At 65.2% G+C, this 16,281-nt stretch carries 13 protein-coding genes; 7 read left to right on the forward strand and 6 right to left on the reverse strand.

The genetic code is table 11. The features are described from left to right. Positions 1–137: 137 nt before the first annotated feature. The 3 genes from glnG to DFO68_RS14660 all read right to left on the reverse strand — a co-directional run bounded on the left by glnG (position 138) and on the right by DFO68_RS14660 (position 3,674). The gene (glnG, locus tag DFO68_RS14650; RefSeq protein ID WP_133484366.1) at positions 138–1,550 is read right to left on the reverse strand and encodes a nitrogen regulation protein NR(I); all 1,413 of its coding nucleotides are present in this window, start codon (positions 1,548–1,550) and stop codon (positions 138–140) included. Next, the gene (gene glnL / locus DFO68_RS14655; protein ID WP_133484367.1) at positions 1,543–2,589 is read right to left on the reverse strand and encodes a nitrogen regulation protein NR(II); all 1,047 of its coding nucleotides are present in this window, start codon (positions 2,587–2,589) and stop codon (positions 1,543–1,545) included. Before glnL ends, glnG begins: the two co-directional genes overlap by 8 nt. A 491-nt stretch (positions 2,590–3,080) precedes the next feature. Then, positions 3,081–3,674 (reverse strand): DUF4124 domain-containing protein, encoded by a 594-nt coding sequence (locus DFO68_RS14660; protein WP_133484368.1) that lies wholly within the window; start codon positions 3,672–3,674, stop codon positions 3,081–3,083. A gap of 174 nt (positions 3,675–3,848) precedes the next feature. Here DFO68_RS14660 and DFO68_RS14665 point away from each other — a divergent pair, with 174 nt between their 5' ends. Further along, positions 3,849–4,568, forward strand: a complete 720-nt coding sequence (locus DFO68_RS14665) for a ZIP family metal transporter (RefSeq protein WP_133484369.1) — start codon at positions 3,849–3,851, stop codon at positions 4,566–4,568. An 87-nt stretch (positions 4,569–4,655) separates the two neighbouring features. On the opposite strand, the gene glnA is transcribed toward DFO68_RS14665, so the two are convergent. Then, positions 4,656–6,062: a glutamate--ammonia ligase gene (glnA, locus tag DFO68_RS14670; RefSeq protein WP_133484370.1), complete on the reverse strand. Its 1,407-nt coding sequence runs from the start codon at positions 6,060–6,062 to the stop codon at positions 4,656–4,658. A 1,054-nt stretch (positions 6,063–7,116) separates the two neighbouring features. Between glnA and DFO68_RS14675 the strand changes: the two genes are divergently transcribed. The 3 genes from DFO68_RS14675 to DFO68_RS14685 are packed head-to-tail and all read left to right on the forward strand — an operon-like array spanning position 7,117 to position 10,802. Continuing rightward, positions 7,117–8,316 (forward strand): saccharopine dehydrogenase family protein, encoded by a 1,200-nt coding sequence (locus DFO68_RS14675; RefSeq protein ID WP_133484371.1) that lies wholly within the window; start codon positions 7,117–7,119, stop codon positions 8,314–8,316. Between the two features lie 7 nt (positions 8,317–8,323). Then, complete coding sequence (gene nspC / locus DFO68_RS14680) at positions 8,324–9,496, forward strand: carboxynorspermidine decarboxylase (RefSeq protein ID WP_133484372.1); 1,173 nt, start codon at positions 8,324–8,326, stop codon at positions 9,494–9,496. A gap of 10 nt (positions 9,497–9,506) precedes the next feature. Further along, positions 9,507–10,802 carry an aspartate kinase gene (locus DFO68_RS14685; RefSeq protein ID WP_166637586.1) on the forward strand — a complete coding sequence of 432 codons (1,296 nt, stop codon included), beginning with the start codon at positions 9,507–9,509 and terminating at the stop codon, positions 10,800–10,802. A gap of 52 nt (positions 10,803–10,854) precedes the next feature. Here DFO68_RS14685 and gap read toward each other — a convergent pair whose 3' ends face one another. Then, complete coding sequence (gap, locus tag DFO68_RS14690) at positions 10,855–11,862, reverse strand: type I glyceraldehyde-3-phosphate dehydrogenase (protein ID WP_133484374.1); 1,008 nt, start codon at positions 11,860–11,862, stop codon at positions 10,855–10,857. A 307-nt stretch (positions 11,863–12,169) separates the two neighbouring features. Here gap and pyk point away from each other — a divergent pair, with 307 nt between their 5' ends. Genes pyk through pgi form a run of 3 tightly spaced genes read left to right on the forward strand, consistent with a single transcriptional unit; the run spans position 12,170 to position 15,847 of the window. Beyond that, positions 12,170–13,642, forward strand: coding sequence for a pyruvate kinase (gene pyk / locus DFO68_RS14695; protein ID WP_133484375.1), 1,473 nt, complete (start codon positions 12,170–12,172; stop codon positions 13,640–13,642). After that, entirely contained in the window at positions 13,635–14,111 is a 477-nt protein-coding gene (locus DFO68_RS14700) for a methylglyoxal synthase (protein WP_133484376.1), read from the forward strand. The genes pyk and DFO68_RS14700 overlap by 8 nt, the downstream gene beginning before the upstream one ends. A gap of 53 nt (positions 14,112–14,164) precedes the next feature. Then, positions 14,165–15,847 carry a glucose-6-phosphate isomerase gene (gene pgi / locus DFO68_RS14705; protein ID WP_133484377.1) on the forward strand — a complete coding sequence of 561 codons (1,683 nt, stop codon included), beginning with the start codon at positions 14,165–14,167 and terminating at the stop codon, positions 15,845–15,847. 21 nt (positions 15,848–15,868) lie between these two features. Here the strand turns inward: pgi and DFO68_RS14710 are convergent. Then, positions 15,869–16,281, reverse strand: a 413-nt coding sequence (locus DFO68_RS14710; RefSeq protein WP_347813136.1) for a fluoride efflux transporter FluC, incomplete at its 5' end; no start/stop codon positions are given.

The following is a 16,281-nucleotide window of genomic DNA, read 5'->3' on the forward strand; positions in this document are numbered from 1 at the left end:
ATCGCGCTGCCAAGTCATCCATTAATGCTGAGACAGAGAGATCCAGCTCTTGCATCCTTCACCCTGTGATCGCTTTCATATCAGTCACATGGATTATAGCGCATTCAGTTACGGCTGTAGTACTAGTCCAGCACGGCTCACTCCCCCGCAGCCAGCGCCGGTAGCAGGGCCTTCAATTTACGCGTCAGGGTGTTGCGGCCCCAGCCCAGCAGCTCAGCGGCCTCGCCCTTGCGCCCGCCGGTGTGCTTGAGCGCCGTCTCGATCAGCATGCGCTCGACGTCCGGCACGGCCTCCTCGAGCAGGCGGGTGTGGCCGGCGGCCAGCGCCCGGTCGGCCCAGTCGCGGAAGGCGGTACGCCAGTCACCGGTGTTGCCCACGGTGGCCCCGGGCTCACGCAGCTCCTGGGGCAGGTCCTCGATGAGCACCTCGCGGCCGGAGGCCATCACCGTCAGCCAGCGGCAGGTGTTCTCCAGCTGGCGCACATTGCCCGGCCAGGGCAGCCGGGTGAGGTGCGCCTCGGCCTCGGGGGTCAGCACCTTGACGTCGGTGGCAAGCTCCTTGGCCGCCTCGGCCAGGAAGTGGCGCGCCAGCCGCGGGATGTCCTCGCGACGCTCGGCCAGCTTCGGCAGATGCACCCGGATCACGTTGAGGCGGTGAAAGAGGTCCTCGCGGAAGCGCCCGTCTTCCACCAGGGTCTCCAGGTTCTGGTGGGTGGCGGCGATGATGCGTACGTCCACCTTCACCGAGGCGTGGCCCCCCACCCGGTAGAACTCGCCGTCGGCCAGCACCCGCAGCAGGCGCGTCTGGGTCTCGGCGGGCATGTCGCCGATCTCGTCGAGGAACAGGGTGCCGCCGTCGGCCTGCTCGAAGCGCCCCTGGCGCTGGGCGGTGGCGCCGGTAAAGGCGCCCTTCGCGTGGCCGAACAGCTCCGACTCGATCAGGTCCTTGGGGATCGCCGCCATGTTCAGGGCGATGAACGGCTTGCCGGCCCGCGGGCTGTGCTGGTGCAGCGCGCGGGCCACCCGCTCCTTGCCGGTGCCCGACGCACCGTTGATCAGCACCGTGATATGCGAGTGCGACAGCCGCCCGATGGCACGGAACACCTCCTGCATGGCCGGAGCTTCGCCGATGATCTCGGCATCCAGCCCCTCGGGGACGCTGACCGGGCGACGCCGCTCGCGTGCGTGGGCCACGGCGCGGCGCACCAGGGCCAGGGCTTCGTCGACGTCGAAAGGCTTGGGCAGGTACTCGAAGGCCCCGCCTTGATAGGAAGCCACCGCACTGTCAAGGTCGGAATGGGCCGTCATCACGATCACCGGAAGCTCCGGATGGACCTCACGTAGCTTGGCCATCAGGTCCAGGCCGTCGATGCCCGGCATGCGGATATCGGTGACCAGCACATCAGGCGGCGCCTCGAGCAGGCGTTCCAGGGCGTGATCGGCACGCTCGAGGATCTCGACCTCGAGGTCGGGCTGGGCCAGGGCACGCTCCAGCACCCAGCGAATGGCGCGATCGTCGTCGACGACCACCACGCGTGCGACATCAGTCATGGCGCTTCTCCAGCGGAATCAGCAGTCGGAATTGGGTATGGCCGGGCTCCGAGTCGCACTCGATTAGCCCATGGTGCTGGTGCAGGATCGACTGGGCGATGGAGAGCCCCAGACCGCTGCCCTCGGCGCGGCCGGAGACCATGGGGTAGAAGAGGGTCTCGCGCAGCGACGCGGGAATGCCCGGGCCGTTGTCGATGATCGCCAACTCGCAGACCAGCCGGTGGCGCTCCGCGCCCAGGGTGAACTGGCGGCGGGCGCGGGTACGCAGGGTGAGCCGCGGCGAGGCGACGCCGGCCTCGGTCATCGCCTCCACGGCATTGCGCGCCACGTTGAGCACGGCCTGGATCAGCGGCGATTCGTCACCGATAAGGTCGGGCAGGCTGGGATCGTAGTCGCGCTCGATCCATACGTCCGGCTGCTCGACGATCAGCAGCGAGCGCACCCGTTCCAGCACCCTGTGGATATTGAGCGGCTCCTGGCGCATTACCCGATTGGGCCCCAGCATGGAGTCGACCAGGTCACGCAGCCGGTCGACCTCCTCGATGATGATGCGGGTGAACTCCTGCAGGCCGGGGTCGTCGAGGTCGCGCTCCAGCAGCTGGGCCGCGCCGCGGATGCCGCCAAGCGGGTTCTTGACCTCGTGGGCCAGCCCGCGGGCGAGCACCTTGATGGTCTCCTGGCGGGTCTGCAGCGCCTCCTCCCGGGAGATGCGCAGCAGCCGGTCGCGGGGCTCCACCTCGAGCAGCACTTCGTCGGCAGAAAGCGGCGAGACGGTATAGTCCACGGTCAGCACCTCGCCGTTGGCAAGGGCCAGGCGCGCCTCACGCTGAGTGAAGGGGTGGAACTCGTCGCGGGCCTTGGCCAGCAACTCGCCGATCTCCTTGCCTCCATCCACCAGAAAGGGCAGGGGCAACCCCTTGAGGCGGCTCAGGCTGATCGCCAATAGTGACTCGGCGGCCGGATTCATCCAGCACAGCCGCAGTTCACCATCGAGCAGCAGCACCGCCGTGGTGAGGTGTTCCATCAAGCGTTGGTACATGAAGATCCCGCCCGGTCCGGTTGTCGCCTCCCTCGCAGGGGCTTTGAGGAGCTATTGCAAGAAGCTCTTGTAAAAAGCTCTTGCAATAAGCGCGCCACGCCATGGGACACGGCATGGCGTCGTATTGGGCAGGGTCGCACCCACCTAGCGCACCACTTTAGTGCATGGCAACCCTGAGCGCCCATCGCCGTGGGGCAGACCGAGGCGCGGGCAAGGGACAACAGCCAGCTCGCTCAGCGCCTCTCCGGCTTCGGGGCGTGATGAGAAGGAGGGTGACGGGGAGGACGCCTCGCTGGCCGCCGCTCGTCTTGGCCGTCGCGTGGGGTAGCGTCGCCCCGCAAGCGTTCCAGATGCTGGAAGGCGCTGCCCTCGCTCACCCGGTCGGCATGGTCGAAGGCATCAAAGTGCCCATCGTCACGGGGCGAAGGCTCGCGACAAGGTCTGTGGGTGCCGTCCGGACACAGCGACCGATGTGGCCGGCGAAGGGGGAGCTAATTACTGTTCGGGTTATTGGGGTTACGCGGCAGATAGATGCTGGCTCGCTGCACGTATAGGGTCACCGGTGCGGTGCGGTGGCGCACCGCCCCGCTGGCATCGAGCAGCTCGGCCTGCAACACATGCTCGCCGCGATTCAGGTCGTTGAGCAGGAAGGTATCGGTATGCATGGCCGTCTGGCTGATCTGGCCGTCCACCAGCAGACGCACACGATGGTCCTTTCGCAGGTCCGGCTGGATCCGTAGGGTCACCTGAACATCGCCGGCAGCCCCGGTGGGCAGCGTCTCACCATCACGGGGGGAGACGATGCCAAAGCTATCGTAGGGCATGAAGGGCTGCCCCGGGCTGGCCGTGGAGACCGCACTCCCACCATTACCGCTGGCATCCTCGCTAACCGGGGGCAAAGCGCCGGCATCGGTGCGACCGGGCACCACGGTGAGCGGCTGAAGGTCGACTATCTCGCCGCCGCGCGCCGGATTGTCGGTGAACACCACATTGCCCTGGGCATCGGTGGTGCGATAGATGGTCTGCGCCTGGACCGCGAAGCTGACCACCAGACCCAGCACCAGTAACACGACTGCCTTGTTCATGCGTCCCTCCCGGGGATCGTCGACATCCAGACGCCTTCCTGGCCCGTGGTCTTCAGGCTTCTAGCCTAGCCCAAGCCAAGCCTGGCACGAAATCCCCCCTGCGACACCGCGGCAAATGTGCAAATGTGCATAGGATAAGCACTCTTGGACACCACTAGACGAGGAGTATGGCGCATGGATACATGGCAGACGGTGCTAACCCTGACACTGATGGCCGGCATGGCGATGCCACTGGGAGCCTGGTTCTCGCAGGTGGAGCGCATACCGATCCCCTGGCTCGAGACGGAGTTTCGTCACGGCGTCATCGCCTTCGGCGGCGGTGCGCTGCTCTCCGCCGTGGCCCTGGTGCTGGTACCCGATAGTCTGCCGGACCTCAACCCTGCCGCCGCTGCCGCCTGTTTCCTGGCGGGTGGACTGGCCTTCATGGCTCTGGATATCGTCCTGAACCGCAGAGGCACTTCGGCCAGCCAGTTGACCGCCATGCTCTCCGACTTCGTGCCCGAGGCCCTGGCGCTGGGTGCCGTCTTCGCCCAGGGCAGTAGCGGGAGCCTGCTGCTGGCATGCCTCATGGCTCTGCAGAACCTGCCCGAAGGCTTCAATGCCTACCGCGAGCTTCGCGACAGCACCCCTTACTCGAGCCGCCGATTGATCGGCATGTTCTTCCTGATGGCCTGGCTGGGGCCTCTCGCCGGCCTCAGCGGCTTTCTGTGGCTGGCCGAGTTTCCCCTGACCATCGCCTCGCTCATGCTGTTCGCCTCGGGCGGCATCCTTTACTCGGTATTTCAGGATCTCGCGCCCCAGGCGAGACTCGACCGTCACTGGGGGCCACCCCTGGGTGCCGTGCTTGGCTTTGCCCTGGGGATCGTCGGCCATATGCTGATCGTCAAGACATGATGTCGTGATCCGAGACACGCGAAGGCCCGCCGAAAGCGGGCCTCGAGAATGCGCTTACACCGGCAGGCCAAGGCCTGCCGGTGGCGATCAGCAGCTGTAGTACATGTCGAACTCGATGGGGTGGGTCGCTAGGCGAATACGCTCAACATCCTCCATCTTCAGCTCGATGAAGGCATCGATCATCTCGTCGGTGAAGACGCCACCCTCGGTAAGGAAGGCACGATCCCCATCCAGGGCCTCCAGAGCCTGGTCGAGACTCTGTGCCACGGTCGGCACGGCCTTGCCCTCTTCCGGGGGCAGATCGTAAAGATTCTTGTCCATGGCATCGCCGGGATGGATCTTGTTCTTGATGCCATCGATGCCGGCCATCAGCATCGCGGCAAAGCACAGGTAGGGGTTGGCGGTAGGATCCGGGAAACGCAGTTCCACACGCTTACCTTTGGGGCTGGCCGTATAAGGGATACGGATGGAGGCGGAGCGGTTGCGGGCACTGTAGGCCAGCATCACCGGCGCCTCAAAGCCCGGCACCAGGCGCTTGTAGGAGTTGGTCGAGGCATTGGTGAAGGCGTTCAGAGCACGCGCGTGCTTGATGATGCCGCCGATATAATAGAGCGCCATCTCGGAGAGGCCCGCGTACTCGTCGCCGGCGAACTGGTTGACGCCTTCCTTCCAGAAGGACTGGTGGACGTGCATCCCTGACCCATTGTCACCCACCAGCGGTTTGGGCATGAAGGTGGCCGTCTTGCCGTAGGCATGCGCTACGTTATGCACTACGTACTTCATTTCCTGGAGCTCATCGGCCTTCTTGACCAGGGTGTTGAACTTCACGCCGATCTCATTCTGGCCGGCGTTGGACACCTCATGGTGATGCACCTCGACGGTCTGGCCGATGGCCTCGAGGGTGTTGCACATGGCACCGCGGATATCGTGGAAGCTGTCCACCGGAGGGACGGGGAAATAGCCGCCCTTGACCCGCGGACGGTGCCCCAGGTTCCCGCCCTCAACCTGGCGGTCGGTGGACCAAGCGCCCTCCTCGGAGGTGATCTTGTACATGGCGCCTTCGATATCGGCTTTCCAGTGAACCTCATCGAAGATGAAGAACTCGGGCTCGGGACCGAAGAAGGCGGTATCACCCAGGCCGGTGGACTGCAAGTAGGCTTCGGCGCGCTTGGCGATGGAGCGCGGGTCGCGCTCGTAGCCCTGCATGGTGGCCGGCTCGATGATGTCGCAGCGCAGCACCAGGGTGGCGTCCTCGGTAAAGGGGTCGAGGAAGGCCGTGCCATCTTCCGGGCGCAGGATCATGTCCGATTCGTTGATGCCCTTCCAGCCCTCGATGGAGGAGCCGTCGAACATCTGCCCATTCTCGAAAAACTCCTCATCGACATCACGGGCCGGAATGGTGACGTGCTGCTCCTTGCCCTTGGTGTCGGTGAAACGCAGGTCGACCCACGTCACATTGTGTTCTTCGATCAGGGCGAGCGTCTTGTCAGACATGTACTCCTCCATTGTGAGCTTGGCTCGAAAGGTTGGGCTAAGAAAAACCACTGGCGCCGACGATGTCAGCCCGTGTTGTAGCATGTCACGGCGGGTGCTGCCCACGGGTTGCCAGGCACGGACAGGGCGCTGCGCTGCATTAAGCAGGTTTCATGCCAGAATCACAGATCTCACGAAAAAAAGCCACTGCACACTGATTCATATACTTTTTTACACGAAAAAGAGCGAGGCCGGAGTACATCACAATCACCGAGGCAGATGCACCGGCATGCCACCCGGCGAGACTTTCGCACGCTCATGGTGCATCTCGCTTTAGCGTTGCACATTATTGGCGCATGATCGATCGCTCCGCCTGGGTCAGGAGTTCACCTGAATCCCTGAACCCTGCACCCAGGGCTATCGCAGCTGGATCTGACGAGGGGCGCCGGGACAAGTCGTAGAGGGGGCCCTACGCCAGGGATGGCGTCGGTAGCACCCAGGGAGGGGTTCTCAACGCCCCGTCGATGGTCCGGCACTCCGGGATCTGTCGACAGATTAGCTCCGAGCGATACCGCTATCTGCGATAGCCCTAATGGGCTCCCCTGCTTGCAAGATAACGATTCGATGAAATGCGAAGGCCCGACTGTATCTTTATATTGGTCCTACTTGGTTAGCCGCCGCGGGGGAAGCAAGAGGGCGGGCACAGATGATGATCCGCGCGCCAAGCCCTCGTCTGATTCGCAACCTCGCATGGGGGCCAAGGCAAATTTGTTCTCATGCGGAAGTCCAGGGCGTCGTTGAGAGCGCTGCTACACCCGGTGACCCGTGGGCGATGCTCGTCAGTTCGATTTACTCCGGTGCGCCACGCTGGCCTTGCGCGCGGCGCGGATAGGAATGCCGGCGAAGCAGTGGCACCTCATCGGCCAGGAATTGTTGACGCGAAAACCTATTGCGACCAGCCTCAAGGGGAGCCATCATCAGCACCCACTCGCTGGCCCTGCGGCCAGGCGAGGTCGAGACCGGGGTGGCATGATCCCCTACCACTTTGACTTTCCCGATCTGGATTCGAATCCCCATGAGCAAAGTCCTGATTATCGGCGCCGGCGGCGTCGGCGGTGTCGTCACCCACAAGTGTGCCCAGCATCCCGAGGTGTTCAGCGAGATCTGCCTGGCCAGCCGCAACCAGGCCAAGTGCCGCGCCATCGCGGCCCAGCTGGAGCGCCCCATCCAGACCGCCGAGGTGGATGCCGATGACGTCGAGGCGCTGGTCGCGCTGATCGAGTCCTTCCAGCCCGACGTGCTGATCCACGTCGCCCTGCCCTATCAGGACCTGACCATCATGGAGGCCTGCCTGCGCACCGGCGTGCCCTATCTGGATACCGCCAACTACGAGCACCCGGACGAAGCCAAATTCGAATACAAGGAGCAATGGGCCTTCCAGGAGCGCTACGCCCGCGCCGGCAACATGGCCACCCTGGGCTGCGGCTTCGACCCGGGCATGACCAACATTTACTGCGCCTGGGGCCAGAAGAACCTGTTCGACGAGATTCATCGCATCGACATCCTCGATGCCAACGGTGGCGACCACGGCTACCCGTTCGCCACCAACTTCAATCCCGAGATCAACATCCGCGAGATCACTGCCAACGGCCGCTACTGGGAAGAGGGCGAGTGGAAGGAGACCGAACCGCTGGCCGAGAAGCGCAGCTTCAACTTCGACGGCATCGGCGAGAAGGACCTCTACCTGCTCTATCATGAGGAGCTCGAGTCCCTCAGCCAGAACATCAAGGGGCTGAAGCGTATTCGCTTCTGGATGACTTTCTCCGAGGCGTACATCACCCACCTCAAGGTGCTCGAGAACGTCGGCATGACCCGCATCGAACCGATCGAGTTCGAGGGCCGCGAGATCGCCCCGCTGCAGTTCCTCAAGGCGGTGCTGCCGGACCCGGCGTCGCTGGGCCCGCGCACCAAGGGCAAGACCAACATCGGCGTGATCCTCGACGGCATCAAGGACGGCAAGCGGCGCAAGGTGCATATCTACAACATCTGCGACCACCAAGCGTGCTACCGCGAAGTGCAGTCCCAGGCGATCTCCTACACCACCGGCGTACCGGCGGTGACCGGCGCCATGCTGATGCTCGAGGGCCTGTGGAAGGGCGACGGCGTGTTCAACGTCGAGCAGCTCGACCCGGACCCCTTCATGGCGCGCATCGGCGATATGGGCCTGCCCTGGCAGATGGTCGAGCTCGACCCCGATGCCGACCCGCTGGCCTGAGCCCGACATGAGCCAGATCGCCTATCCGTTCGATGCCTACCCCTTCGACATTGGGGCCTGCCCGTCGCCCGCCTACGTGGTGGACGATGCCCTGCTGCGCCGCAACCTGGAGCTGCTGCGGCGGGTCCAGGAGCGGAGCGGCGCGCGCATCCTGCTGGCGCTGAAGGGCTTCGCCATGTGGGACACCTTTCCGCTGATCAGCCAGTACCTGGTGGGCACTACAGCGAGCGGCCAGGACGAGGCGCGGCTGGGCGCCGAGACCTTCGGCGGCGAGGTACACTGCTACTCGCCGGCCTTCAGCGAGGCGGAGATGGCGGTGGTGCTGCAGTACGCGGACCACCTCAGCTTTAACTCCCCGGCCCAGTGGCAGCGCTTGCGCGAGCAGGTGGCCCAGGCGCCGCGGCGGGTCTCCTGCGGCCTGCGGGTCAACCCCGAGTACTCCGAGGGCAAAGTAGCGCTCTACGATCCCTGCGCCCCGGGCTCACGGCTCGGCACCCGGGCCGTGGATCTGGAGGGCGTGGACCTCGCCGGCCTGGAGGGCCTGCATTTCCACACCCTGTGCGAGCAGAACAGCGACGCCCTGGCGCACACCCTGGCGGCCTTCGAGGAGCGCTTCGGCCGGCACCTCGCCGGTCGCCGGTGGGTGAACTTCGGCGGCGGCCACCACATCACCCGCGAGGACTACGACGTGGAGCGGCTGGTGCGTGTGATCCGCGACTTCAAGGCGCGCCATCCGCACCTCGAGGTCTACCTGGAGCCCGGCGAGGCGATCGCGCTCAACACCGGCTACCTGGTCTGTACAGTGCTGGACATCGTCGACAACGACGGCACCATCGCCATCCTCGACACCTCCGCCACCGCACACATGCCCGATGTGCTGGAGATGCCCTACCGGCCCGATATCATCGGCGCCGGCGAGCCCAGCGAGAAGGCCCACACCTACCGGCTGGGCGGGCTGACCTGCCTGGCCGGCGACGTGGTGGGCGAGTACAGCTTCGACGCCCCGCTTGCCATCGGCGACCGGCTGGTGTTCACCGACATGGCCCACTACACCATGGTCAAGACCACCACCTTCAACGGCATGCGCCTGCCGGCGATCTGCCGGGTCGACGAGGCCAGCCGCGAGGTGCATACGGTGAAGCGCTTCGGCTATGAGGATTACAAGCAACGACTCAGCTGAGGGACAAGAAATGACCCAGGTTTTCAAGTTCGGCGGCGCATCGATCCAGGACGCCGCGGCCATTCGTCGGCTAGGCGAACTACTGGCTCGTTTCCGGGTGCGCCCGCTGGTGGTGGTGGTCTCGGCCATGGGCAAGACCACCAATGCCCTGGAGGCGCTGCTGGCCGCGGCGCGGGATGGCGAAGCGGACGACTATCGCGACCGCCTCGAATCCCTGCGCCGGGAGCACCTGGCCACGGTCGAGGCCCTGTTCGGCGCGAATGCCGGCCCCGTGGCGGAGCGGGTCGAGGCACTGATCACCGAGCTCGACCGCCGCCATCGCCGCCATGCGGGCCGCGAGCGCCCCTTCCACTACGACCAGACCGTCTGTTTCGGCGAGCTGCTCTCCACCACCATCGTCAGTGCCTGGCTCAACGAGGTCGGCATGGCCACCGAATGGCTCGATGCCCGGGAGCTAGTGGCCACCGACGACTGCCACCAGGCGGCCAACGTCGACTGGGCGGCCACCGCCGAGCGGGTGCGTGGCCTGGATAGCGATGACGGCAGAATACGAGTCACCCAGGGCTTCGTCGGCGGTACCGCCGAGGGCGTCTCGACCACCCTGGGCCGCGAGGGCTCCGACTTCAGCGCGGCGATCCTCGCCCACTGCCTAGACGCGGAGGAGGTCACCATCTGGAAAGACGTGCCGGGGCTTTTTAATGCCGACCCGCGGCGCTTCGACAACGCGGTACAGCTCGAGCGAATCTCTTACGACGAGGCTATCGAGCTGGCCTGGCACGGTGCCAAGGTGATCCATCCCAAGACCCTGAGGCCACTGCAGCGCAAGGCGATCCCGCTGACAGTGCGCTCCTTCCAGGATCTTGAGGCACCGCCCAGCACCATCGGCCGAGATACCCGATTCGACACCCGTACACCCTCGCTGATGCTGCGCGAGGCGCAGACCTTGCTGGAGATCCGCCCGCGGGATTTCGCCTTCATGGACGAGCCCCGCCAGCATGACATCCTCGGCCGCCTGGTGGAGGCCGGACTGCATGCCGGCCTTATCGACAGCGGGGCTATGCGCCTCTCGCTGTGCCTGGACGGCCACCCCGAGCGCCTCGAACCGCTGGTCGCCTCACTGTGTGACGACTTTGCGGTGGAGCGCCACGACAACCTGGCCCTGCTCACCGTGCGCCATGGGAACGAGGCACTGCTTTCGGCCCTGAGCAGCGGGCGCGACAGCCTCGCCGAACGGCGCAACGCCGATACCGCCCAGCGACTCTTTCCCGGCGACCAGTGCCAAGGAACTTGGCACATTCCCTATTGAGGGTCGGCCCAGCGCACACTCTCCGACCTCCGGCCTCCAGCGCGGCCCCGGGCTAGCGTCCAACTGTCTGCTGCATAGCCAGAGCGGTATCCAGCATGCGGTTGGAGAATCCCCACTCGTTGTCATACCAGGCCATCACCTTGACCAGGCAGCCGTTGACCCGGGTGTGGTTGGCATCGAAGGTCGAGGAGTGGGCATCGTGGTTGAAGTCGATGGAGACCAGCGGCTGAGCATTGACCGCCAGAACGCTAGAGGTCTCGGCCGCCCTGGCGACGATCTCGTTGATCTCTTGCTTGGTGGTCTCGCGACTGGCGGTGAACACTAGATCGACCAGCGAGACGTTGATCACCGGCACGCGCACGGCCAGGCCGTCAAACTTGCCCGCCAGCGTCGGCAGCACCAGGCCCACCGCGGAGGCAGCGCCGGTCTTGGTGGGAATCATCGAGTGCGTTGCGCTGCGGGCCCGGTAGGGGTCCTTGTGGTAGACGTCGGAGAGGTTCTGGTCATTGGTATAGGCGTGAACCGTGGTCATCAGGCCGTTCTCGATGCCCACTCCCTCATGCAGCGCCTGGGCCACAGGCGCCAGGCAATTGGTGGTGCAGGAGGCGTTGGAGACCACCCGGTGTTGGGGCGTGAGCACGTCCTCGTTGACGCCGTACACCACGGTGGCGTCGGCATCGGGACTCGGTGCGGAAATCAGCACGCGCTCGGCGCCAGCCGCGAGATGCTTGGCGGCGGCCTCGCGCTGGGTGAACAGCCCGGTGCACTCCATCACCAGGTCCACCCCCAGCGACGCCCAGGGTAGCGCAGCAGGATCGCGCTCGGAGAAAATGGCGATGCGCTGGCCATCCACACTCATGCTCGACTCGTCGTGCTCCACGGCGAAGGGGAAGTGCCCATGCACGGTATCGTGGCGCAGCAGGTGCGCATTGAGCGAGGGGTCACCGAGGTCATTGATGGCGACCACCTGCACGCGATCGCGATAACCGTTCTCGAAAAGGGCACGCAGCACGTTGCGGCCGATGCGGCCGAAACCGTTGATGGCGATCTTGAACGTCATAGTGTTTTTCTCCTCGGTCAAGTAGCGTTGTATGGAAGAGTAGCTGGACCCAACCCATAATGTGGACCACTGACGTTTTCGGCTCAAGCATTTTTTAGTAATTTTACAACAAAACGGATTCGCACAACACTGCCCCTGCTCCATCACGCTTGCCCTAGTACACTTGCCATAGTCCTCGCAGATACCAACATCTCAGCAGGAGCAGGCTAAAATAGGCACGTCGCCGCCGCCACTCCTATGTAGTAAACTTACCGAAAAGATGATATCGTGACCGAATAACAACCTGCGCCCACCGGAGGAGTTCGACATGTGGACCACCCCACTACACACCCCCATCCGTCGCACCAAGATCGTCGCCACTCTGGGCCCGGCCAGCGACCGGGAGGGCGTTCTGGAAGCGATGCTCGAGGCCGGCGTCGACGTGGTACGCCTGAACTTCTCACACGGCAGCGCCGATGACCACCGCCATCGCCTTGAACGCGTCCGCGCCATCGCCGAGCGCCTGGACAGAAGCGTTGCCGCCCTGGGGGATCTCCAAGGCCCCAAGATCCGCATTGCCCGCTTCACGAAGGGGTTTGTGACACTCGAGGAGGGCCAGTCCTTCATCCTCGACATGGGCCTGGACAGCGACCAGGGTGACGAGACCCGCGTGGGCTGCGACTACAAGACCCTGGCCGACGACGTCGCCCCCGGCGATCGCTTGCTGCTCGACGACGGTCGAGTGGTGCTCGACGTCAACCGGGTCGCCGACCATCTGATCCACACCAGCGTGGTGGTGGGCGGCACGCTCTCCAACAACAAGGGCATCAACAAGCAGGGTGGCGGCCTCTCAGCCCCGGCCCTCACTGACAAGGACAAGGCCGACCTGGAGACCGCCGTGGCGATCGGCGTCGACTACCTGGCGATCTCCTTCCCGCGCAGCGCCGCCGACATGCAGGAGGCCCGCGAGCGGCTCGGCGAGGCCGGTAGCGAGATCGGCCTGGTGGCCAAACTCGAGCGCGCCGAGGCGGTGGCCGATGACGAGACGCTCGACGCCATCATCCGCGCCAGCGAGGCGGTAATGGTGGCGCGTGGCGATCTCGGCGTGGAGATCGGCGACGCGGCGCTGATCGGCACCCAGAAGCGCATCATCAAGCATGCCCGTACGCTGAACCGGGCGGTGATCACCGCCACCCAGATGATGGAGTCGATGATCGACTCACCCTTGCCCACCCGCGCCGAGGTCTTCGACGTGGCCAACGCGGTGCTCGACGGCACCGATGCGGTGATGCTCTCCGCCGAGACCGCCGCCGGCGACTACCCGGTGGAAACCATCGAGGCCGTCGACAGGGTCTGCCTGGGCGCCGAGCGTGAGCGGATGATCCAGGAATCCGGTCACCGCATCCATGAGGGCTTCTCGCAGATCGACGAGACCATCGCGCTCTCCGCCATGTATGCCGCCAACCATCTCTCCGGGGTGGCCGCCATTGCCTGCATGACCGCCTCGGGTTACACGCCGCTGATCGCCTCGCGCATTAGTTCGGGGCTACCCATCGTCGGCCTGGCTCACAATCCGGTGGCCCAGCGGCGCATGGCGCTCTTCCGCGGAGTGGTCTCACTGCCCTTCGATACCAGCGAGATGAGCGCCGCGGAGCTCAATGACCGGGCGATGCAACGTCTGGTGGCAAAAGGCATCGCCAGGCCCGGCGACCATGTGATCCTCACCCGGGGCGATCACATGAACGCTCATGGCGGCACCAATACGCTGAAGATTCTTGCCGTGCAGGCCGACCATGAGTGACGCTCGTCCACCGCGCAACGTGCAGCGGACCCTGCCGGCACGCAAGCGCATCGCGCTGGTCGCCCACGATGGCAAGAAAGACGAGCTGCTGGAGTGGGCAGCGCGCTGGCGAGCAACCCTGGCCATGCACAGCCTGATCGGCAGCGGCACGACGGCGAGGCGCGTCTCGCGCCAGTTGAGTCTCGAGGTGGAGGGACTGATGAGCGGGCCTCTGGGCGGCGACCAGCAGATCGGCGCGCGTATCGCCGAGCAGCGGCTCGACCTGCTGATCTTCTTCTGGGATCCCTTTGCACCGCAACCTCACGACCCCGACGTCAAGGCCCTGCTGCGTCTGGCAGCGCTATGGAACATCCCGGTGGCCTGCAACCCCGCCAGCGCCGACTTCCTGATCAGCTCCCCCTGGCTTGACCAGGACTACGAAATGCGCATTCCCGATGCCGGTGCCTGGATCTCCTCCCGTATCGGCTGATGGCGTTTCCGGTCGAGACGCCAACAACCCTACCCACCCGCACGAGGTCGACCATGTTCCAGCTCACCCGCAGCGTCACCTGGCAGGCCCTCCAGGGCCTGCAGGCGCAGACCGCCAACGATCGCATCCGCGACTACTTCGCCGCCGAGCCCGAGCGCTTCGAGAAGATGAGCCTGCGCGTCGACGGGCTCTTCCTCGACTACTCCAAGCAGCCAGTCTCCGAGGCGGTGCTGGCCAAGCTGATCGAGCTCGCCAACCATTCTGCGCTGGTCCAGCGCCGGGCGCAGATGTTCTCCGGCGACATCATCAATGTCACCGAGGACCGGCCGGTGCTGCACACCGCTCTGCGCAACCTCGGCGACGACCCGGTAATGGTCGACGGCCAGGACGTAATGCCGGAGATCCAGCGCACCCGCGAGCAGATCCGCAGCTTCTCCGAGGCAGTGCGCAACGGCGAGTGGACCGGCTACAGCGGCGAACGCATCAAGGACGTGGTCAACATCGGTATCGGTGGCTCGGATCTCGGCCCCAACATGGCCTGCCGGGCGCTGCTCAAGTACCGTCACCCCGAGCTCAGCTTTCACTTCGTCTCCAACGTCGACGGCGCGCATATCCAGAAGGTGCTCAACCGTCTCAACCCCGCCACCACGCTGTTTATCGTCTCCACCAAGACCTTCTCCACCCAGGAGACGCTGCTCAATGCCCATACCGCGCGGCGCTGGTTCCTGGACAACGCCGGCCCGGAGGCCGACGTGGGGGCGCACTTCATCGCCGCTTCCACCAACAAGGCAGCAGCCATGGCCTTCGGCATCCGCGAGGAGAACGTCTTCGAGTTCTGGGCCTGGGTCGGCGGGCGCTACTCGATGTGGTCCTCCATCGGCCTGCCCATCGCACTGTCCATCGGCTTTCAGGGGTTCATGGAGCTGCTCGAGGGCGCCTACGCCATGGACCAGCATTTCCTCTCCGCACCCTTTGCCGAGAACATGCCGGTGCTGATGGCGCTGATCGGTATCTGGCACATCAACTTCCAGGGTGCCGAGACCCAGGCCATCGTGCCCTACGACCAGGCGCTGCATCAGCTCCCGGCCTTCCTGCAACAACTCGACATGGAGTCAAACGGCAAGTCGGTGGATATCTTCGGCCATCCGGTGGACTACAAGACCGGGCCCATCGTCTGGGGCCAGACCGGCTCCAACGGCCAGCACGCCTTCTTTCAGCTGCTCCATCAGGGCACCCGCTACGTGCCCATCGACTTCATCGCCTCGCTCAAGCCCGAGCCGGGCATGGAAGAGCACCACTTCGCGCTGCTCACCAACATGCTGGCCCAGGCCAACGCCTTCATGGAGGGTAGCCAGACCGGCAGCCGTCTCGACCCCTACAGTTGTCCGGGCAATCGCCCCTCCAGCGTACTGCTGCTCGACGAACTCACGCCGAAGAACCTTGGCGCGCTGATCGCACTCTACGAGCACAAGGTATTCGTCCAGGGGGTGATCTGGAACATCAACTCCTTCGACCAGTGGGGGGTTGAGCTGGGCAAGCGCATCGCCGGCGAGATCAGCGAGCGCATCGATGCCCACAGCCAGGACTTCGATGCCTCCACTCAGGGCCTGCTGGCGCTGGTACGCGGACACTTCGCGTCGGGCGGCGTTCCGTCGCACGGCGCTCCGTCGGGCGGCGAGCGGAGCGACGAGGTTACCGCCAAGGGCAAGGCCGGCAAGCGCGGTCGCAAGAGCTGAGCGCGGTGCCGGCGGGCGGCGTCAGCGCCGCGCCGCCGCCCGCCGGCCGAGCCACTGGCCCAGCCAGGCACCCGTCAGCCACAGCGGCATGCTGACCAACATATAGCCCAGCGCCAGCCAGGGACGGCCGGCCTGCCACAGCTGCAGGGTCTCGAGGCCAAACAACGAGAAGGTGGTGAAGCCGCCACAGAAGCCGCCCATCAGGAAGGGTTCCCAACGCGCGACCCGGCCGTGGCCACGATGGGCGGCATAGGCGGCGAAACCGGCGATCAGCCAGGAGCCGAGGCCGTTCACCGCCAGAGTCGCCCAGGGGAAGGCCGGCCCTGCCAGCGCCAGCGCGGCCAGGTAGCGCAGCGTAGCACCCAGGGCACTGCCCAGCCCCACGGCGGCATAGGCGCGCCAGGCGATCAAGCCCCCCCCCCTTCCGGCCAGCC

It is taken from the genome of Halomonas ventosae (genome assembly GCF_004361885.1).
Taxonomy (GTDB): domain Bacteria; phylum Pseudomonadota; class Gammaproteobacteria; order Pseudomonadales; family Halomonadaceae; genus Halomonas; species Halomonas ventosae_C.

Excerpts from the sequence above, each read along its gene's own strand:
- glnG (WP_133484366.1), bottom strand. The coding sequence starts at position 1,550 with ATGACTGATGTCGCACGCGTGGTGGTCGTCGACGACGATCGCGCCATT.
- DFO68_RS14665 (WP_133484369.1), top strand. The coding sequence starts at position 3,849 with ATGGATACATGGCAGACGGTGCTAACCCTGACACTGATGGCCGGCATG.
- glnA (WP_133484370.1), bottom strand. The coding sequence starts at position 6,062 with ATGTCTGACAAGACGCTCGCCCTGATCGAAGAACACAATGTGACGTGG.
- pgi (WP_133484377.1), top strand. The coding sequence starts at position 14,165 with ATGTTCCAGCTCACCCGCAGCGTCACCTGGCAGGCCCTCCAGGGCCTG.
- DFO68_RS14660 (WP_133484368.1), bottom strand. The coding sequence starts at position 3,674 with ATGAACAAGGCAGTCGTGTTACTGGTGCTGGGTCTGGTGGTCAGCTTC.
- gap (WP_133484374.1), bottom strand. The coding sequence starts at position 11,862 with ATGACGTTCAAGATCGCCATCAACGGTTTCGGCCGCATCGGCCGCAAC.
- DFO68_RS14685 (WP_166637586.1), top strand. The coding sequence starts at position 9,507 with ATGACCCAGGTTTTCAAGTTCGGCGGCGCATCGATCCAGGACGCCGCG.
- nspC (WP_133484372.1), top strand. The coding sequence starts at position 8,324 with ATGAGCCAGATCGCCTATCCGTTCGATGCCTACCCCTTCGACATTGGG.
- glnL (WP_133484367.1), bottom strand. The coding sequence starts at position 2,589 with ATGTACCAACGCTTGATGGAACACCTCACCACGGCGGTGCTGCTGCTC.
- DFO68_RS14700 (WP_133484376.1), top strand. The coding sequence starts at position 13,635 with ATGAGTGACGCTCGTCCACCGCGCAACGTGCAGCGGACCCTGCCGGCA.
- DFO68_RS14675 (WP_133484371.1), top strand. The coding sequence starts at position 7,117 with ATGAGCAAAGTCCTGATTATCGGCGCCGGCGGCGTCGGCGGTGTCGTC.
- pyk (WP_133484375.1), top strand. The coding sequence starts at position 12,170 with ATGTGGACCACCCCACTACACACCCCCATCCGTCGCACCAAGATCGTC.